This is a genomic window from Kitasatospora sp. NPDC004745, assembly GCF_042873275.1.
GTDB lineage: Bacteria > Actinomycetota > Actinomycetes > Streptomycetales > Streptomycetaceae > Kitasatospora.
In genome coordinates this window covers 39,928-55,804 of record NZ_JBIALK010000026.1, presented here as the reverse complement: position 1 = coordinate 55,804, position 15,877 = coordinate 39,928, and the positions used below count along the sequence as shown (strand labels likewise).

At 74.0% G+C, this 15,877-nt stretch carries 16 protein-coding genes; 3 read left to right on the top strand and 13 right to left on the bottom strand.

Annotated elements, in window-relative coordinates; all coding sequences use genetic code 11:
- Positions 1-52: 52 nt before the first annotated feature.
- Positions 53-949 (top strand): polysaccharide deacetylase family protein, encoded by an 897-nt coding sequence (locus ACFYUY_RS32010; protein ID WP_360208759.1) that lies wholly within the window; start codon positions 53-55, stop codon positions 947-949.
- A 27-nt stretch (positions 950-976) separates the two neighbouring features.
- Here ACFYUY_RS32010 and ACFYUY_RS32005 read toward each other — a convergent pair whose 3' ends face one another.
- Positions 977-1,795: an SDR family oxidoreductase gene (locus tag ACFYUY_RS32005; protein WP_360208757.1), complete on the bottom strand. Its 819-nt coding sequence runs from the start codon at positions 1,793-1,795 to the stop codon at positions 977-979.
- A gap of 316 nt (positions 1,796-2,111) precedes the next feature.
- On the opposite strand from ACFYUY_RS32005, the gene ACFYUY_RS32000 reads away from it, so the two are divergent.
- Positions 2,112-2,981, top strand: coding sequence for a 3-hydroxybutyryl-CoA dehydrogenase (locus ACFYUY_RS32000; RefSeq protein ID WP_360208754.1), 870 nt, complete (start codon positions 2,112-2,114; stop codon positions 2,979-2,981).
- 69 nt (positions 2,982-3,050) lie between these two features.
- Here the strand turns inward: ACFYUY_RS32000 and ACFYUY_RS31995 are convergent, their stop codons facing one another.
- From ACFYUY_RS31995 to infC, 11 genes are all read right to left on the bottom strand, one after another.
- Positions 3,051-3,890 (bottom strand): chitosanase, encoded by an 840-nt coding sequence (locus ACFYUY_RS31995; protein ID WP_360208751.1) that lies wholly within the window; start codon positions 3,888-3,890, stop codon positions 3,051-3,053.
- A 108-nt stretch (positions 3,891-3,998) separates the two neighbouring features.
- A complete protein-coding gene (locus tag ACFYUY_RS31990; RefSeq protein ID WP_387905855.1) occupies positions 3,999-4,964 on the bottom strand; it encodes an ABC transporter permease subunit in 966 nt (321 codons plus the stop codon).
- Complete coding sequence (locus tag ACFYUY_RS31985) at positions 4,961-5,887, bottom strand: ATP-binding cassette domain-containing protein (protein WP_360208745.1); 927 nt, start codon at positions 5,885-5,887, stop codon at positions 4,961-4,963. The genes ACFYUY_RS31990 and ACFYUY_RS31985 overlap by 4 nt, the downstream gene beginning before the upstream one ends.
- A complete protein-coding gene (locus tag ACFYUY_RS31980; RefSeq protein WP_360208742.1) occupies positions 5,887-6,324 on the bottom strand; it encodes a GntR family transcriptional regulator in 438 nt (145 codons plus the stop codon). Before ACFYUY_RS31980 ends, ACFYUY_RS31985 begins: the two co-directional genes overlap by 1 nt.
- Positions 6,325-6,497: 173 nt before the next feature.
- Complete coding sequence (pheT, locus tag ACFYUY_RS31975; protein ID WP_360208739.1) at positions 6,498-8,999, bottom strand: phenylalanine--tRNA ligase subunit beta; 2,502 nt, start codon at positions 8,997-8,999, stop codon at positions 6,498-6,500.
- Positions 8,999-10,120 (bottom strand): phenylalanine--tRNA ligase subunit alpha, encoded by a 1,122-nt coding sequence (pheS, locus tag ACFYUY_RS31970; RefSeq protein ID WP_387905852.1) that lies wholly within the window; start codon positions 10,118-10,120, stop codon positions 8,999-9,001. Before pheS ends, pheT begins: the two co-directional genes overlap by 1 nt.
- A gap of 222 nt (positions 10,121-10,342) precedes the next feature.
- A complete protein-coding gene (locus ACFYUY_RS31965) occupies positions 10,343-11,446 on the bottom strand; it encodes an ATP-binding protein (protein ID WP_360208735.1) in 1,104 nt (367 codons plus the stop codon).
- 145 nt (positions 11,447-11,591) lie between these two features.
- A complete protein-coding gene (locus tag ACFYUY_RS31960; protein ID WP_387905849.1) occupies positions 11,592-12,458 on the bottom strand; it encodes a TrmH family RNA methyltransferase in 867 nt (288 codons plus the stop codon).
- Between the two features lie 122 nt (positions 12,459-12,580).
- Entirely contained in the window at positions 12,581-12,976 is a 396-nt protein-coding gene (rplT, locus tag ACFYUY_RS31955) for a 50S ribosomal protein L20 (RefSeq protein WP_030055649.1), read from the bottom strand.
- A 109-nt stretch (positions 12,977-13,085) separates the two neighbouring features.
- Positions 13,086-13,280 carry a 50S ribosomal protein L35 gene (gene rpmI / locus ACFYUY_RS31950; protein WP_360208729.1) on the bottom strand — a complete coding sequence of 65 codons (195 nt, stop codon included), beginning with the start codon at positions 13,278-13,280 and terminating at the stop codon, positions 13,086-13,088.
- A gap of 139 nt (positions 13,281-13,419) precedes the next feature.
- Entirely contained in the window at positions 13,420-14,145 is a 726-nt protein-coding gene (gene infC, locus ACFYUY_RS31945) for a translation initiation factor IF-3 (protein ID WP_360208938.1), read from the bottom strand.
- A gap of 491 nt (positions 14,146-14,636) precedes the next feature.
- On the opposite strand from infC, the gene ACFYUY_RS31940 reads away from it, so the two are divergent.
- Positions 14,637-15,014 carry a DUF1844 domain-containing protein gene (locus tag ACFYUY_RS31940; protein ID WP_360208727.1) on the top strand — a complete coding sequence of 126 codons (378 nt, stop codon included), beginning with the start codon at positions 14,637-14,639 and terminating at the stop codon, positions 15,012-15,014.
- A gap of 77 nt (positions 15,015-15,091) precedes the next feature.
- Here ACFYUY_RS31940 and ACFYUY_RS31935 read toward each other — a convergent pair whose 3' ends face one another.
- Positions 15,092-15,865 carry an SseB family protein gene (locus ACFYUY_RS31935; RefSeq protein ID WP_360208724.1) on the bottom strand — a complete coding sequence of 258 codons (774 nt, stop codon included), beginning with the start codon at positions 15,863-15,865 and terminating at the stop codon, positions 15,092-15,094.
- Positions 15,866-15,877 lie beyond the last annotated feature (12 nt).

Genomic DNA, 15,877 nt, shown 5'->3' with positions numbered 1-15,877 from the left:
GACGCCCGCCCCGGATCGCTCCAGCTCGCCGCCCTCTCTATGCTGGCTGCCGATGACTGCCGACCGCCGCACCGTACTGCGCACCGCCGCCCGCCTGGCCGCCCTGACCGCCGCCGGCGGTCTCCTCACCGCGTGCGGCAGCGGCTCCCCGCGCCGGGCCGACCCCGGGACGCTCGCCGTCCACCCGGGCACCGTCGACCCGCAGCACACCACCGATCCGGCCTGGAACGGCGGCGAGGGCCCGGCCTCCGCCGAGCCGACCGCCCCGGCGGAGCCGCAGCCCACCGCGGCCGCCGCGGCCACGACCCAGCCGCCCGCCCCGCCGGTGCTGCCGCCGCTCGCGGCCGGCACCCCGGTCGAGGTGGTGAACGGCCCGCGCACCGGCAAGAACGTGGCGCTCACCTTCCACGGCGCCGGTGATCCGAAGCTCGCCACCGCCCTGCTGGAGGCCGCCGAGCAGCGCGGCGCCAAGGTGACCGTGATGGTGGTCGGCAGCTGGCTCGACCAGCAGCCGCAGATGGCCCGGCGGATCCTGGACGGCGGCCACGAGCTCGGCAACCACACCCAGAACCACCTGAACATCTCGGCGATGAACCCGGACCAGGCCCGCGCCGAGATCGCCCAGTGCGCGGACCGGCTGCAGCGGCTCACCGGCTCTATCGGCCGCTGGTTCCGGCCGTCCGCCGCGCAGTACGCCACCCAGATGGTGCGGGACCAGGCCAGGGCGGTCGGCTACGAGCACGTGCTCTCGTTCGACGTCGACCCGCGCGACTACAACGACCCGACCGCCGCCGAGCTGCAGCGCCGGGTGCTGGCCTCGGTGCGCGGCGGCTCGGTGGTGGCCCTGCACATGGGCCACCAGTGCACGGTGGACGCGCTGCCGGGCATCCTGGACGGCCTGGCCAAGGCGGGCCTGAAGCCGGTGACCGCCAGTCAGCTCTGCGCGTAGCGGCCCGGGGCCGGGACCGGGACCGGCTCAGCCCATCGGGTCGTCGTCCTTGTAGGGCCGCAGCCGCAGGGTCCGGGCGTCCGCCGCCCGGATCTCCTCGGCCCGGGCGACCAGCTCCTCCAGGTCGTCCCGTCCGGCGTGGACGAACCGGCCGTGCAGGGCGTCGAAGCGGCCGCGGGCGGCGTCCACGGTGACGGCGACGACGTACGGGATGGAGCCCCAGGCCTTCATGTCCCGGAACATCGGCATCGCGGCGGTCATGTCGGTGGCGACCGCGCCCGGGCTGATGTCGAGGACGACCACGCCGTGCCGGGCGAGCGAGTCCGCCATGTTGTCGGAGAGCTGCAGCAGCGCGCCCTTGGAGGTGGCGTAGGCGGTGTAGTGGCCGTCCGGGCGCAGCGCGAAGCCCGAGTTGAGGTTGACGACCCGGCCGGCGCCGCGGGACACCATGCCGGGCAGGACGCAGCGCAGCAGGTTGTAGGGGCCGCGCAGGTTGGTCTCGACCACCTGCCACCACTGGTTGGCGTCGGTCTCCCAGAGCGGCACCTCGGCGCGGTCGACCAGGCCGGCGTTGTTGACCAGCAGGTCGACCGGGCCGAGGTCGCGCTCGACGATCCGGACGGCCTCGCGGACGGAGCCGGGGCGGGTGACGTCGGCGCTGACGGCGACGCCCCGGGAGCCGTGCTGGACGCACTCCTTGAGGGTGTCGGTCAGCGTCCCGTGGGTGCGGCCGACCAGTCCGACGGCCATGCCCTCGGCGGCCAGGCCGATGGCGATCTCGCGGCCGATGCCCCGGCCGGCGCCGGTGACCAGGGCGACCTGTCCTGTGAGCGATCCCGTCGGCACCGCGTGCTCCCTTCCCGTCCCCGGCCCCCGTCTGCGGCATTCTGTCGGCCGTTCGGCGGACGGGGCCCCGGGCGCACGGGCGACGGGCGTGGCCTCACCCGTTCGGAGGACCCCCGACGAGGTCCCGGAGGGCCCCCGGGGGACCGCTCACCGGTGGCACCCGCCCGGGGAGGGGGTGACCTACTGGCCGGTACGGAGTAGTAACGTCGTCGGGGCGGTGACCGGTGCACCCATTCCGGTTCCCCGGCCCGCTACCCAGCACCTCGCTGGGCGACCAGACGCTGGGCGACCCCCAGCAGCACCGAAGGGCAACTGAGTGAGTGACATCGCGCGCGTCGGAGTGATCGGCTGCGGTCTGATGGGGTCGGGCATCGCCGAGGTGTTCGCCCGGGCCGGGCTGGACGTCCTGGTGGCGGAGGCCAGCGGCGAGGCACTGGAGTTCGGCCGCACCCGGCTGACCAACTCCCTGGAGACGGCGGTCAAGCGGGGCAAGCTGACCCCCGAGCAGCGGGACGAGGCGCTCTCCCGGCTGGGCTTCACCGTCGACCTGGCCGACTTCGCCGACCGCGACCTGGTGGTCGAGGCGGTCGCCGAGCGCGAGGACGTCAAGGTCAAGATCTTCCAGACCCTGGACCAGGTGGTGGAGCGCCGCGACGCGATCCTCGCCTCCAACACCTCCTCGATCCCGATCGTGAAGCTGGCCGCCGCCACCTCCCGCCCGGAGCAGGTCATCGGCCTGCACTTCTTCAACCCGGCGCCGGTGCAGAAGCTGGTCGAGGTCATCCCGACGCTCACCACCTCGGCGGCCACCACCGAGCGGGTCGAGGCCTTCGCCTCCCAGGTGCTCGGCAAGGACCCGATCCGCGCCCGCGACCGGGCCGGCTTCGTGGTCAACGCGCTGCTGGTGCCCTACCTGCTGTCCGCGGTGCGGATGTTCGAGTCGGGCGTGGCCACCGCCTCGGACATCGACAAGGGCATGGAGGCCGGCTGCGCCCACCCGATGGGCCCGCTTCGGCTGTGCGACCTGATCGGCCTGGACACCATCGTGTCGATCGCCGAGTCGATGTACGACGAGTACAAGGAGCCGCTGTACGCCGCTCCCCCGCTGCTGTCCCGGATGGTCGACGCGGGCCTGCTGGGCCGCAAGTCGGGCCGCGGCTTCTACGACTACACCGCGAGCGCCTGAGCACGGGCGCCCCGCACGCGGAGGGGCCCGGGGGCGGACGACCGCCCCCGGGCCCCTTCGGGCTCCGGGTCAGCTGTTGATGCTGTAGCTGTCGCCGTAGACCTTCCACTTCAGCGGCGGGTTGAGGTCGAAGTTCCTGGCGTTCAGGAACACCGTCTGCTCGGTGTCGACCCGGCTGGTGTCGGAGTGGGCCTCCTCCTTCTTCATGACCACCTTGCGGGCGTCGAGGAAGGCCTTGAGGTAGGTGGCCTCGTCGCCGCCCTGGGCGGGGGTCTTGGCCTTCTTCATGGCGGCCGCGCGGATGCCGCCGAAGCTGTCCGAGCTGTTGCCGGGGCCGTGCATGACGATGGCGTCGTAGTAGGCGAACTGGCCGAGCGCGCGCAGGCCGTCCGCCTTGGCCTGCTTGACGGCGGGGTTGAAGTACACCCGGTCGCGCTCGTCGTTCTGGGCCTGCTGGAAGACGGTGTCCTTGGCGGCGGCGGCCCAGTCCTTCTCGAAGGCCGCGCCCAGGCCGGCGTGGGAGTCGCTGCCGTTGACCTTCTTGAGGGCCGGCAGGTACTTGGCGAGGACGTTGCCGGGCTTGAGGTCGGTGTAGTGCTGGACGAGCTCGAGCATGTCGCCGGTGCCGGAACAGAACCCGATGATGCCGGCGGTGTAGCCGCGTCCGTCGCCGATGTCCTCGATGTACTTGTACTGGGCCTTCCAGTCCAGCGAGGAGTTCTCGGCGCTGGACACCAGCTGCATCGCGATGTCCTTCTTGTGCGGGTCGTCCAGGCCGACTCCCGCGAGCCGGACGGACGTCGCGGGTGCCGGCGCGGCCTGGGCGGAGGCGGCCGCGACCGTGGCGGGCACGGCCACCAGGGCGGCGGCGAGGGCTATGCGGAGGGCGCGGCGGGGCTGAGGGCGCATGTGAACGCTCCGTTTCCTCGGGGGGTTAGGAAACTTTCCTAACGTGACGGTAGCGCCCTCGACCCCCAGCCCCGCAAGGCCTTTGACGGAATCTCCTCAAAATCGGCCTCAGGCCGCGCGGCGGCGCACCCACCGGACCGTCACCGCGCACAGCACCACCGCCAGCAGCGCCGTCCAGCCGAACTCGATGAGCTGGAAGGGCCAGTAGCGGCCGTCCGGCTGGTAGGTCTCGTGCACGGCGTAGCCCCCGTCGGTCACCAGCTTCTGCGCGCCGTAGTAGTCGCCCGCCAGGTCGTAGAGCCGGCCGAGGTCCAGCCGGGCACCGCCCGGGTCGGTCGCCCAGACGGCGCCCTCCCAGCGGTGGTCGACCGAGCTCTGCGCCAGCGTGTGCACGGTGTCCTGCAGCGGCGGGAGGTAGTGGAACCGCAGGGACTCGGCGACCAGCGTGGTCACCACCGAGGCCACGACGCCGACCCCCACCGCCACCACCGTCCGCCGCAGCACCGCGCCCGCCAGCGCGGACAACGCGAACACCAGCAGCACCCGGCCCACCAGGGCGGGCGGGGCGCTCGCGAACACCAGTGGCGAGAACCGGCCCGACTCCGCCGCCAGCGGCGCGATCCACCAGCGGAGCACCGTGGCCAGCAGGGCCGTCGCGACGGCCAGGACACCGCCGGCGACGAGCAGCCCGCCGACCGTCCACCGGGTGCGCCCGGCCCCCTGGGTCCAGGCGAAGCGCACCGTGCCGTGCTCGAACTCCCGGGCCAGCAGCGGCGCCCCGACGAAGGCCCCGAGCGCGCCGCCGAGGAAGTAGGTGACGTTCCCGCCGAACGCCAGCTCGGCGCCGTACCCGCGCAGGAACTCCTTCCAGTGCTCGTTGCAGGCGCGCAGCGCCATGTCGCACCCGCCCGCGCCGGAGCGGTCGAGCCCCGCGTGCAGCCGGTACCCCGTGACGGCCAGCAGGACGGCCAGGGCGGCCAGCACGAGCAGCAGCGTCCGCAGGGAAGGCCGGTGGCGCAGCCCGGCCGCCCGCAGCACGGCGGACCGGGACGGCGCGATGGTGGTCGAACTCACGGCAGCAGCACCTTCTCGTTGGGGCGGACGGCCCCGCGCGGGCCGGGGAGGGCGGAGGCGGTCGGCTCGCGCAGGTAGGCGAGGACCAGCTCCTCCAGGCCGACGCGCTGTTGACGCCACCCGCCGGACACCGGGGCGTCCACGCCGCCGGTGCGCACCAGCAGGTGCGACTGGGCTCCGGCCCGGCGGTCGCGGACCACCGGCAGCCGGGCGGCGACGCCGTCCGCCTCCCCGGTCGGGCCGGTCAGCATCCGGTGGCCGGCCAGCAGGTCGTCCACCTCGCCCGCCACCTGGACCCGGCCGCCGCCGAGCACCACCAGGTAGTCGCAGCTCTGCTCCAGCTCGTTGACGGCGTGCGAGGAGAACACCACGGACAGGCCGTCCTCGGCCACGGCGCTCAGCAGCGCGGCCATGAAGTCGTGCCGGGCCAGCGGGTCGAGCGCTGCCAACGGCTCGTCGAGAAGCAGGAGTTCGGGGCGCTTGGCGAGGGCCAGTGCGAGCGAGACCTGCGCCTGCTGGCCGCCGGAGAGCCGGCCGTACTTCCGGTCCGGCGGGATGCCGAGGTCCGCCAGGTGGGTCCGGGCCCGGGCGGCGTCCCAGCGGCGGTTGAGGTGGCCGCCCATCGCCAGCAGGTCGCGCACCCGCAGGCCCGGGTAGAGGGCGGCGTTCTGGGCGACGTAGCCGATCCGGTCCAGCGCCTCCGGGGAGCCCGGGGTCCGGCCGCCCAGGACGGTCAGCGCGCCCTCACTGGGCAGGCTCAGGCCGGCGGCGAGGCTCAGCAGGGTGGTCTTGCCCGCGCCGTTCGGGCCGACCAGGGCCACCACGTGCCCGGCGGGGACGGCGAGGTGGCAGTCCCGCAGCGCCCAGGAGCGGCGGTAGCGCTTGCCGATCCCGCCGCAGTCGATCACGGTGTCCCCGGCCATCACGCGACCACCCCGTCGCGTCCCTCGCGCAGGTCGCGCAGCGCGTCCTCGAACACGGCGACCATCCCCCCCTCGTCCAGCCCGGCCGCGTGTGCCGAGCGCATCCAGTCGATCAACCCCGCGCGCAGCGCGGCCCGTTCGCGCAGCGGCACCACCCCGGCGGGCAGCCCGCGCACGAAGGTGCCCTGACCGCGGCGGCCGGCCGCCAGCCCGCGGTGCTCCAGCTCGCGGTACGCCTTGAGCACGGTGTTGGGGTTGATCGCCAGCCCCGCCACCACCTCGCGCACCCGGGGCAGCTGGTCCCCCTCCGTCAACCAGCCCATCCGCAGCGCCTGTTCGACCTGCTGGACCAGCTGCAGGTAGGTCGGGACGCCGGAGGCCGGGTCCAGACGGAACTCGATGGGAGAGGGCTGGTCACCCGCTTTATCTACTTCCATAGGGAAAGAGTTAAGCTGAGCCGGTGACGGTTCGTCAACCCGCCGGACGCCGGCCCGGAGCCCCGACCGAAACCCCGGCCCGAGCCCCCGGACGCGCGCCGGCCGCGCCGCGAACGCCGAAGGGCCCCGCGCGGACCGGTCGGTCCGGGCGGGGCCCTTCGGGGCCTGCGGGATCAGGCGCCGCGCAGCACCGCGCCGGTGCGGGCGACGGCCTCGGCGACGGCCGCCTCGCGGGCGGCGGTCGCCTCGTCGGCGGTCAGCGTGCGGTCCGCCGCGCGGAAGCGCAGCGCGTACGCCAGCGACTTCTTGCCCTCGCCGACCTGCTCGCCGGTGAAGACGTCGAACAGCCGGATGGCCTCCAGCAGTTCACCCGCGCCCGAACGCAGCGCGGCCTCGACCTCGGCGGCCGGGACGGCCGTGTCGACGATCAGGGCGACGTCCTGGGTGGCCACCGGGAACCCGGAGACGGCCGGCCCGTCGACCTTCACGGCACCGTCGGCGGTGAGCAGGTCGATGTCGACCTCCATCGCGCTGGTGCGGGCCGGCAGGCCCAGCGCCTTCACGACCCGCGGGTGCAGCTCGCCGGCGTGGCCGACCACCCGGTCGGTGCCCGAGACGACCAGCTCGGCGCAGCGGCCCGGGTGCCAGGGCGCCTGCTGCCCCTGGCGGACGGTCAGCTCGACGCCGGCCGCGCGGGCCACCGTGCGGGCCGCCTCGACGGCGTCCGCCCAGGAGGCGCCGGCGCCCTGGCCCCACCAGCCGGACGGCAGCCGCTCGCCCGCGAGGGCGGCGGCGACCCGGCGCGGCTGGTCCGGCAGCGCGGCGTCGAGCGCGGCCAGCTCCTCGTCGCTGGGCCGGCGCTCGACCGACGGCCGCGGGGCCACGGTCAGCTCGTCCTTCGGCAGGAAGACGGTACCGGTCTCGTAGATCGCCAGGTCGGTGTTGCCCCGGCCGACGTTGCGGCGCAGCGCGCCGAGCAGGCCCGGCAGCAGCGTGGTGCGCAGCGCCGGCTCCTCGTCGTTCAGCGGGTTGACCAGCTGGACGGTGCGCCGGCGACGGTCGTCCGGCTCCAGGCCGAGCGCATCGAAGGCGGCCGTGCCGAGGAACGGGTAGTTGTTGACCTCGACGTAGCCGGACCCGGCCAGCGCGACGCCGATCCGGCGGTGGGTGCGCTGGGCCTCGGTCAGGCCCTTGCCCGGCGGCACGTCGGGCATCCGGGCCGGGACGTTGTCGTAGCCCTCGAGCCGGATGACCTCCTCGGCGAGGTCGTACGGGTCGGTGAGGTCGGGGCGCCAGGTCGGCGGCGTGACCTCGAGGACGTCGGCGCCCGCGACCGAGCAGCCGATCTCCTGCAGGCGCCGGGTGACGGTCTCGCGGCCGTACTCGGTGCCGGCGACCCGGTCGGGCAGGTCGGCGGCGATGGTGATGGTGCGCACCGGGTGCGGGGCGGCGATGTCGGTGACCCCGGCCTCGGCGGTGCCGCCGGCGATCAGGACCAGCAGGTCGACGGCGCGCTGCGCGGCCGCGCGGGCGGCCTCCGGGTCGACGCCGCGCTCGAAGCGCTTGGACGCCTCGGAGGGCAGCTTGTGCCGCTTGGCCGAGCGGGCGATGGAGACCGGGTCGAAGTGCGCGGCCTCGATGATCACCTCGGTGGTGCCCGGCCCGGCGGCCGGGTCGAGGATCTCGGTGGAGGCGCCGCCCATGACACCGGCCAGGCCGATCGGGCCGCTGTTGTCGCAGATCAGCAGGTCTTCGGCGTCGAGCTTGCGGGTGACCCCGTCCAGGGTGGTGAGGGTCTCGCCCTGCTCCGCCCGGCGGACCGTGATCGGGCCGTCGACGCGCTGCCGGTCGTAGGCGTGCAGCGGCTGGCCGACCTCCAGCATCACGTAGTTGGTGATGTCGACGGTCAGCGAGATCGGCCGGATGCCCGCCTTCTGCAGGCGGCGCTGCAGCCAGATCGGGGACGCCGCGTCCGGGTCGACGCCGACGACGGTGCGGGCCACGAAGCGGTCGCAGCCAGCCGGGTCGTTGACCTTGACCAGGTAGCCGAAGGAGTTGGCCGGCGGCACGTCGAGCAGCGCCGGGTCGGCCAGCGGCAGCCCGTACGCGGCGGCGGCCTCGCGGGCGACGCCGCGCATGGACAGGCAGTAGCCGCGGTCCGGGGTGACGGCGATGTCCAGCACCTCGTCGACGAGCTGGAGCAGCTCGATCGCGTCGGTGCCGGGCTCGAACTCCGGCGGCAGCACGATGATGCCGTTGTGGTCGTCGCCCATGCCGAGCTCGCGCGCGGAGCAGATCATGCCGGCCGAGGTCCGGCCGTAGGTCTGGCGGGCCGCGATCGGGAAGGGGCCGGGCAGCACGGCGCCCGGGAGGACCACGACGACCTTGTCGCCGACGGCGAAGTTGCTGGCGCCGCAGACGATCTCCTGCGGCGCGCCGGTGCCGTTGGCGTCGCCGACGTTGACGAAGCAGTGCCGGATCGGCTTCTTGAAGCCGGTCAGCTCCTCGATGGAGAGCACCTCGCCGACCACCAGCGGGCCCTTGAGGTCGCCGCCGAGCTGCTCGACGGTCTCGACCTCCAGGCCGGCCCGGACCAGGCGCTCGGCCACGTCACGGCCGGTCTCGCCGGCCGGCAGGTCGACGTACTCGCGCAGCCAGGAAAGCGGGACGCGCATCAGATCTCCATCCCGAACGGAAGGGTGAAGCGCACGTCACCCTCGACCATGTCGCGCATGTCGGCGACGTTGTGACGATTCATCAGGATCCGCTCCAGGCCCAGGCCGAAGGCGAACCCGCTGTAGCGGTCGGGGTCGACGCCGCAGGCGACCAGCACCCGCGGGTTGACGACGCCGCAGCCGCCGAGCTCGATCCAGCCCTCGGAGGAGCAGGTGCGGCACGGGCGGTCCGGGTTGCCGACGCTCTCGCCGCGGCACACGAAGCACTGCAGGTCGATCTCGGCGCTCGGCTCGGTGAACGGGAAGTACGAGGGGCGCCAGCGCAGCTCCAGGCCGCTGCCGATGAGCTTCTCGACGAGCACCTCGATGGTGCCCTTGAGGTCGGCGAAGGTGATGCCCTCGTCCACGGCGAGGCCCTCGACCTGGCGGAACACCGGGGTGTGGGTGGCGTCCAGCTCGTCGGTGCGGTACACCCGGCCGGGGCAGACCACGTAGACCGGGGGCTCGCGGTCCAGCAGGGTGCGGGCCTGGACCGGGGAGGTCTGGGTGCGCAGCACCACGCCGGAGTCGGCGGAGCCGTCCGGGGCCCGGACGAAGAAGGTGTCCTGCATCGAGCGGGCCGGGTGGTCCGGGCCCAGGTTGAGGGCGTCGAAGTTGAGCCACTCGGCTTCGACCTCGGGGCCCTCGGCGACCTGGTAGCCCATCGCGACGAAGGTGTCCTCGATGCGCTCGGCCAGCGTGGTCAGCGGGTGCCGGGCGCCGCGCGGGGCGCGGTCGTACGGCAGGGTGACGTCCACCGCCTCCTCGACCAGCACGCGGGCGTCGCGCTCCGCCTCCAGCTCGGCCTGCCGCCGGGCGAGGGCCTGGTTGACGGCGCCGCGGGCCTGGCCGATCAGCTTGCCGGCGGCGGCCTTGGCGTGCGGGGGCAGGGCGCCGATCTCGCGGTTGGCGAGGGAGAGCGCGGAGCGGTCGCCGGTGTGGGCGACCTTGGCCTGCTTCAGCTCGTCGAGCGTGCTGGCGGCGGCGAAGGCGGCGACGGCCTCGTCCCGCGCCTGCTCCACCACCTCGGGCTTGAGGGCCTCGACCTCGACCGGGTCGTACGACTTGTTGGGTGCCGACATCTCTATCTTTCCCGTGCTCCTGCTCGTCCGTGCTCAGGTAAGGGTGCGCGCCGTGGCGGCACGCCCGGCGGGGCCGGGGCACGGGCAGGCCGTCTCCGTTCACCGGAGGGGCTCACGGGAGGGTGTCCGCGGCTCAGCCGCGCAGGGCGTGGCGCAAACGCCAAAGGTCGAGTGTAGTCGCAGCGCGTAGCGCGACCGCCGCGCTGCCCGTCCGGAGCGGGCCTACAGCATGAAGTCGGGGATCCCTGCGGGCAGGATGAAACGGAACCGGGCGCCGCCGCCGGGGGCGCGGTCGACCCGGATGGAGCCGCCGTGGGCCTCCACGATGCCCTTGACGATGTAGAGGCCGAGGCCGGTGCCGCCGCGCTTGGAGCCGCGCCAGAAGCGGGTGAAGACCCGCGGCACGGCCTCCTCGGGGATGCCGCCGCCCTCGTCGCTGACGGTCACCGCGGTGCCCTCGACGACGCGCGGAGGGGTGCCGGAGCGCTCCCAGGCCGGCGCCTCGACGACCTCCTTGGCGGGGGCGACCTCGATCGTGACGGTCCCCTCGCCGTGCCGGACCGCGTTCTCCAGCAGGTTGGCCAGCACCTGGTCGACCTTGTCCGGGTCGGCCCACAGGACGGTCAGCGGCTCGCCGATCCGGACGTCGAAGCGCTCCTCGGGGATGCCGGTGGCGACCTTGCGCTCGACGTGCCGGCGCACCGCGGCGGCCAGGTCGACGACCTGCTTGCGCAGCTCCAGCCGCCCGGCGTCGATCCGGGAGATGTCCAGCAGCTCGGCGATCAGCCGGGTGACCCGGTCGGCGTCGGCGTCGACGGTCTCCAGCATCAGCCGCTTCTGCCCGTCGGTGAACCGCTCCCACTTGGCCAGCAGGGTCGCCGTGAAGCCCTTGACGCTGGTCAGCGGCGAGCGCAGCTCGTGGGCGACGGTGGCGATCAGCTCGGCGTGGCTGCGCTCGGTGCGGCGCCGGGCCTCGGTGCCGCGCAGCGCGATCACCAGGCGCTCCGGCGGCGCCAGCGGCACGGGCCGGACGTAGCGGGCGGAGACCAGCACCTCCCGGCCGCCGGGCAGCAGCAGGTTGCGCTCGGGCTGGCCGGTGCGGATGGCCAGGCCGCCGTACGGGTCGGTCAGCTGCCACCAGCGGCGGCCGTCGAGGTCCTCCAGCGGGAGGACGTCATCGAGCGGCCGGCCGAGCGCGGCCCGCGGGAGCACGCCGGTCAGCCGGGCCGCGGCCCGGTTGAAGCGGACCACCAGGCCCGTCGCGTCGGCGACCACCAGGCCGTCCGGCAGGTCGTCCGGGTCGAGCTCTGGCCCGCTGCCGACCATGGGTGTCCTCCCCGATTACCCACCGTGCCGTTCCCCCCACAGAGGCAGACCCTAGCGCCTCGCAGCCCCCGGCAGTAGGGCCTGCAACGGGGTGATCCGGGCGCGTCGCGGGGCGTGTCCGGCGGACGGCGCCCCGGCGCGCGGGTCAGGCGTTCGCGCGGCAGCCCCCGGGCGATCGCTGCGCCCGGGCCGAGGCGTACAGGCAGACGGCCGCGGCGGTGGCCAGGTTGAGGCTCTCGGCGTGCCCGTGGATCGGCACCCGGACCACCTCGTCGGCGAGCGCGCGGGTCTCCTCCGGGAGCCCCCACGCCTCGTTGCCGAAGACCCACGCGCCGGGCGCGCCCAGGGTGCCCTCGTCGAGCTCCTGGTCGAGGTCGCGCTCCCCCGCACCGTCCGCGGCGAGCACCCGGACGCCGGCCGCCCGCAGCTGCGCGACGGCCTCCTCGATCGGCACGCCGACGGCCACCGGCAGGTGGAACAGGCTGCCGACGGAGGCCCGGACGGCCTTGGGGTTGTAGAGGTCCACGGAGGCGTCGGTGAGCACCACGGCGTCCGCGCCGGCCGCGTCGGCGGTGCGCAGCACGGTGCCCGCGTTGCCGGGGTCGCGGACGTGGGCGAGCACGGCGACCAGCTTCGGGCGGGCCCTGAGCACCTCGGCGAACGGCGTGTCGATGAAGCGGCAGAGCGCCACGATGCCCTGCGGGGTCACCGTGTCGCAGATGTCGGCGATCACCTCGTCGGTGGCGGTCAGCACCGGCAGCCCCTCGGCCAGGGCCTCCTCGACGATGCCGGCGTGCCGCTCGGCGGCCTCCGGGGTCACGTACACCTCGACCACGGCGTGGTCGGCCGAGTCCGGCAGCCGGCCGAAGGCCACGGCCTCCCGGACGGCCTGCGGGCCCTCGGCCAGGAACCGGCGCTCCTTGGTGCGCTGGTTCCGCTTGGCGAGCCGGCGGGCGGCGACGACGCGCGGCGAGCGCAGGGAGGTGAGCAGGGGGGTCTCGGTGCTCGGCATGGTCTCGTTCTCTGTGACGGGTGACGCTGAGGGTCCGCGCCGGGCGAACGCGGCGGGGAATGCAGAACCGGACCCGCAGGAGTGCCTGCGGGTCCGGTCGGAGCTCAACTGATCCGGGGAGATCAGGCGGCGTCGGCGGCGGCCTTGGGGGCGTTCACGTCGGCCGGCAGCGCCTTCTGGGCCACCTCGACCAGGGAGGCGAACGCACCCGGGTCGTTGACGGCCAGGTCGGCCAGCATCTTGCGGTCGATCTCGACGCTGGCGGCCTTCAGGCCCTGCACGAAGCGGTTGTAGGTGATGCCGTTGGCACGGGCCGCAGCGTTGATGCGCTGGATCCACAGCTGACGGAAGTCGCCCTTGCGCTTCTTGCGGTCGTTGAAGTTGTAGACCAGCGAGTGGGTGACCTGCTCCTTGGCCTTGCGGTACAGGCGCGAGCGCTGGCCCCGGTAGCCGCTGGCGCGCTCCAGGATGACCCGGCGCTTCTTGTGGGCGTTCACTGCCCGCTTGACGCGTGCCACTTGATTACTCCTTGGGTAGGACCACGGACTACTTCACGTGGTCCGTCATTCGAATGGGTCGGGAAGGATCAGCTGCCCCGCTCACGGCTCGCGCCGGGCGGGAGGGCGATCACTTGCCGAGAAGCTTCTTGATCTTCTTGGCGTCAGCGGGGGCCATCTCGATCGTCCCGGCCAGCTTGCGGGTCAGCGTCGAGGGCTTGCGCTCCAGGAGGTGGCGGCGGCCGGCGCGCTCGCGCAGCACCTTGCCAGAGCCACTGATCTTGAAGCGCTTGCTGGCGCCACTGTGCGTCTTCTGCTTCGGCATTTCGCCGTATCTCCTCGTCGGTCCCGTTCACGCCCGCGCGGCCTGCACCACGCGGGCGTGAACTGGATGGATCTGCGTGACCGGGCGGGACGCCCCGTCACCCTGGGGGCCGACCCCCGGACTGCCTGGGCCCTGGGGCTCAGGCGCCCTGGGGGGCGGCCGGCTGCTCGACCGGAGCGTCGGCCTCGGCGGCCGGCGCCTCGGCCGGGGCGTCCTGCGCCTCGGTCACGGCCTCGTCGGCCGCCGCCACGTCGTCCTCGTCCGCGGGGGCGGCGTCGGAGCCGACGGTGCGGCCCTGACGCTCGGCCTTGCGGGCGTCGGCGAGGGCGCGGGCCTCGGCCATGGCCTCGGTCTTCTTCTTGTGCGGGCCGAGAACCATGATCATGTTTCGGCCGTCCTGCTTCGGCGACGACTCCACGAAGCCCAGCTCCTGGACGTCGTCGGCGAGCCGCTGCAGCAGACGGAAGCCCAGCTCGGGGCGGGACTGCTCACGACCACGGAACATGATCGTGATCTTGACCTTGTCGCCCTGCTTGAGGAACCGGACGACGTGACCCTTCTTGGTGTCATAGTCGTGCGGGTCGATCTTCGGCCGGAGCTTCATCTCCTTGATGACCGTGTGCGCCTGGTTCTTGCGCGCCTCACGGGCCTTCATGGCCGACTCGTACTTGAACTTGCCGTAGTCCATGAGCTTGCACACCGGCGGCCGGGCGGTCGCCGCGACCTCGACCAGGTCGAGGTCGTACTCCTGCGCGAGCTCCAGCGCCTTCGCAAGCGGCACGATGCCGACCTGCTCGCCGCTGGGACCGACGAGTCGCACCTCCGGAACGCGAATCCGGTCGTTGATGCGGGGCTCGGTGCTGATGGGGCCTCCTCGGTTGCACCTTCTGCGATGCGGCCGTCGGACGGCGGTCGCACGTAGTGGACTCGACCACTGGGCGGGGCTTCATTCGTGCTGCGCTGCCCGGTACCTTCGGCACCGTGTGCACCGCGACACGAAAAAAGCCCCGCTCGGTACAAGCGGGGCTCCACACAACCGGGGGCGGCGCCCTGGTGAGGAGCGCTGCGGCGACTCGGCGCCGTGGCGCCCGTCGCGGACCGGGACCCGTCGACCGCGAGGCCGATCAGGTGGGAGACTTTCGCGGTTGCCCTCTCGGGCCTCCTGAGTGGAGCCTCCACTTGCTGGCCAGGCACCCCTGAGGGATCCCGGCCGGTCAGTCTCGAAGCATACAGCGCTGCGGAGTCGAACGCTATTCCGCCCCGCCGCACCGCCCGCCGCACTGCCCGCCGGGGCGCGATCCGGGCCCTTGTACGCTCCAGGGGTACGGACAAACGCCACGACGGAACGAGCCCCCCTTGAGCACCGAGCCCACCCAGACCCCCGGCGCGGACGACGACGCGATCGGCTTCGACGACCTCACCCGGGACATCGCCGAGGTCCCGGCCGTCGAGGTGATCACCACCGTCGCCGTGCACCTGATGAGCGCCGCGGCGGTCAAGTGCGGCCTGGCCGAGGGCGGCGAGAAGGACAAGGACCTCGACGAGGCGCGCAAGCTGATCACCGCCCTGGCCGGGCTGGTCACCGCCGGCGCCCCGGAGATCAGCAACTTCCACGCGGCCCCGCTGCGGGACGGCCTGCGCTCGCTGCAGCTGGCCTTCCGCGAGGCCTCGCTCGTCCCGGACGCGCCGGGCGCCGGCCCGGGCGAGAAGTTCACCGGGCCCGTCTACTCCTGACGCCGCCGGCCGAGGACCCGCCCGCTCACCCGAGCGGGCGGGTCCTCGCCGTTCCGTCCACGGGGGCGCGGGGTGCGCTACCGCCGGTACAGCGGCTCGCCGGGCAGCTGCGCCGTCGCCGGCAGCACCGCCAGGTCGAGGCCCCGGTCGAGCCGCACCCGCAGCAGCGGGTCCCCGGCCACCGCCCGGCCGACGCGCTGCGCGGCCGCCTGCACGCCCGCCTGGTCCAGCGCCGCGTCGAGGACCACCGCGAGCACCCCGTCCGAGCCCTCGGAGGCCGCCAGCAGCCCGGTGACCACCTGCGGCTCGGCCGCCAGCAGCGCCCGCACCGCCTCGCGCACCTCGGGGTCGCGCACCGGCGGCAGGTAGGGGCGGTTCTCCGCCAGCGCCCGGAGCCGGGCCCCCTCCAGCCGGTAGGGGACCGGGCCGGCCGGGTCGACCAGCAGGGTGTCGGCGCGCTCGGAGAAGGCCACCATCGCCGCCTGCGGGGCCGCCACCGGCGCCGGCCGGGCGTCGGCCCGCCAGCGGGCCATCGTCTCCAGCGAGGTGAAGGCCGGCAGCGCGCGGCGGCCGTCGGGCGCCTCCAGCACCGGGACGGCCATGTCGCTGCTCTTGTCGTGCTTGTGCCCGTGCTCGTCGACCTCGACCTCGCCGAGCAGGGCGACGATCGGGACCATCAGCCGGGTGGGGGTCAGCGCCGCCAGCACCGCGGGCTCCGCCGCGCGGTCCTGCGACCAGCGGGCCAGCGCGTCGGCGAGGGCCGGGTCGGCGGTGCCGTCGTCCTCGCCGAAGCCGGGGTTCGGGATGCTCTTGCCGACGAACGCCGGGTTGGAGAAGTCTTTGCGGTCCACCCGTCCGAGCCT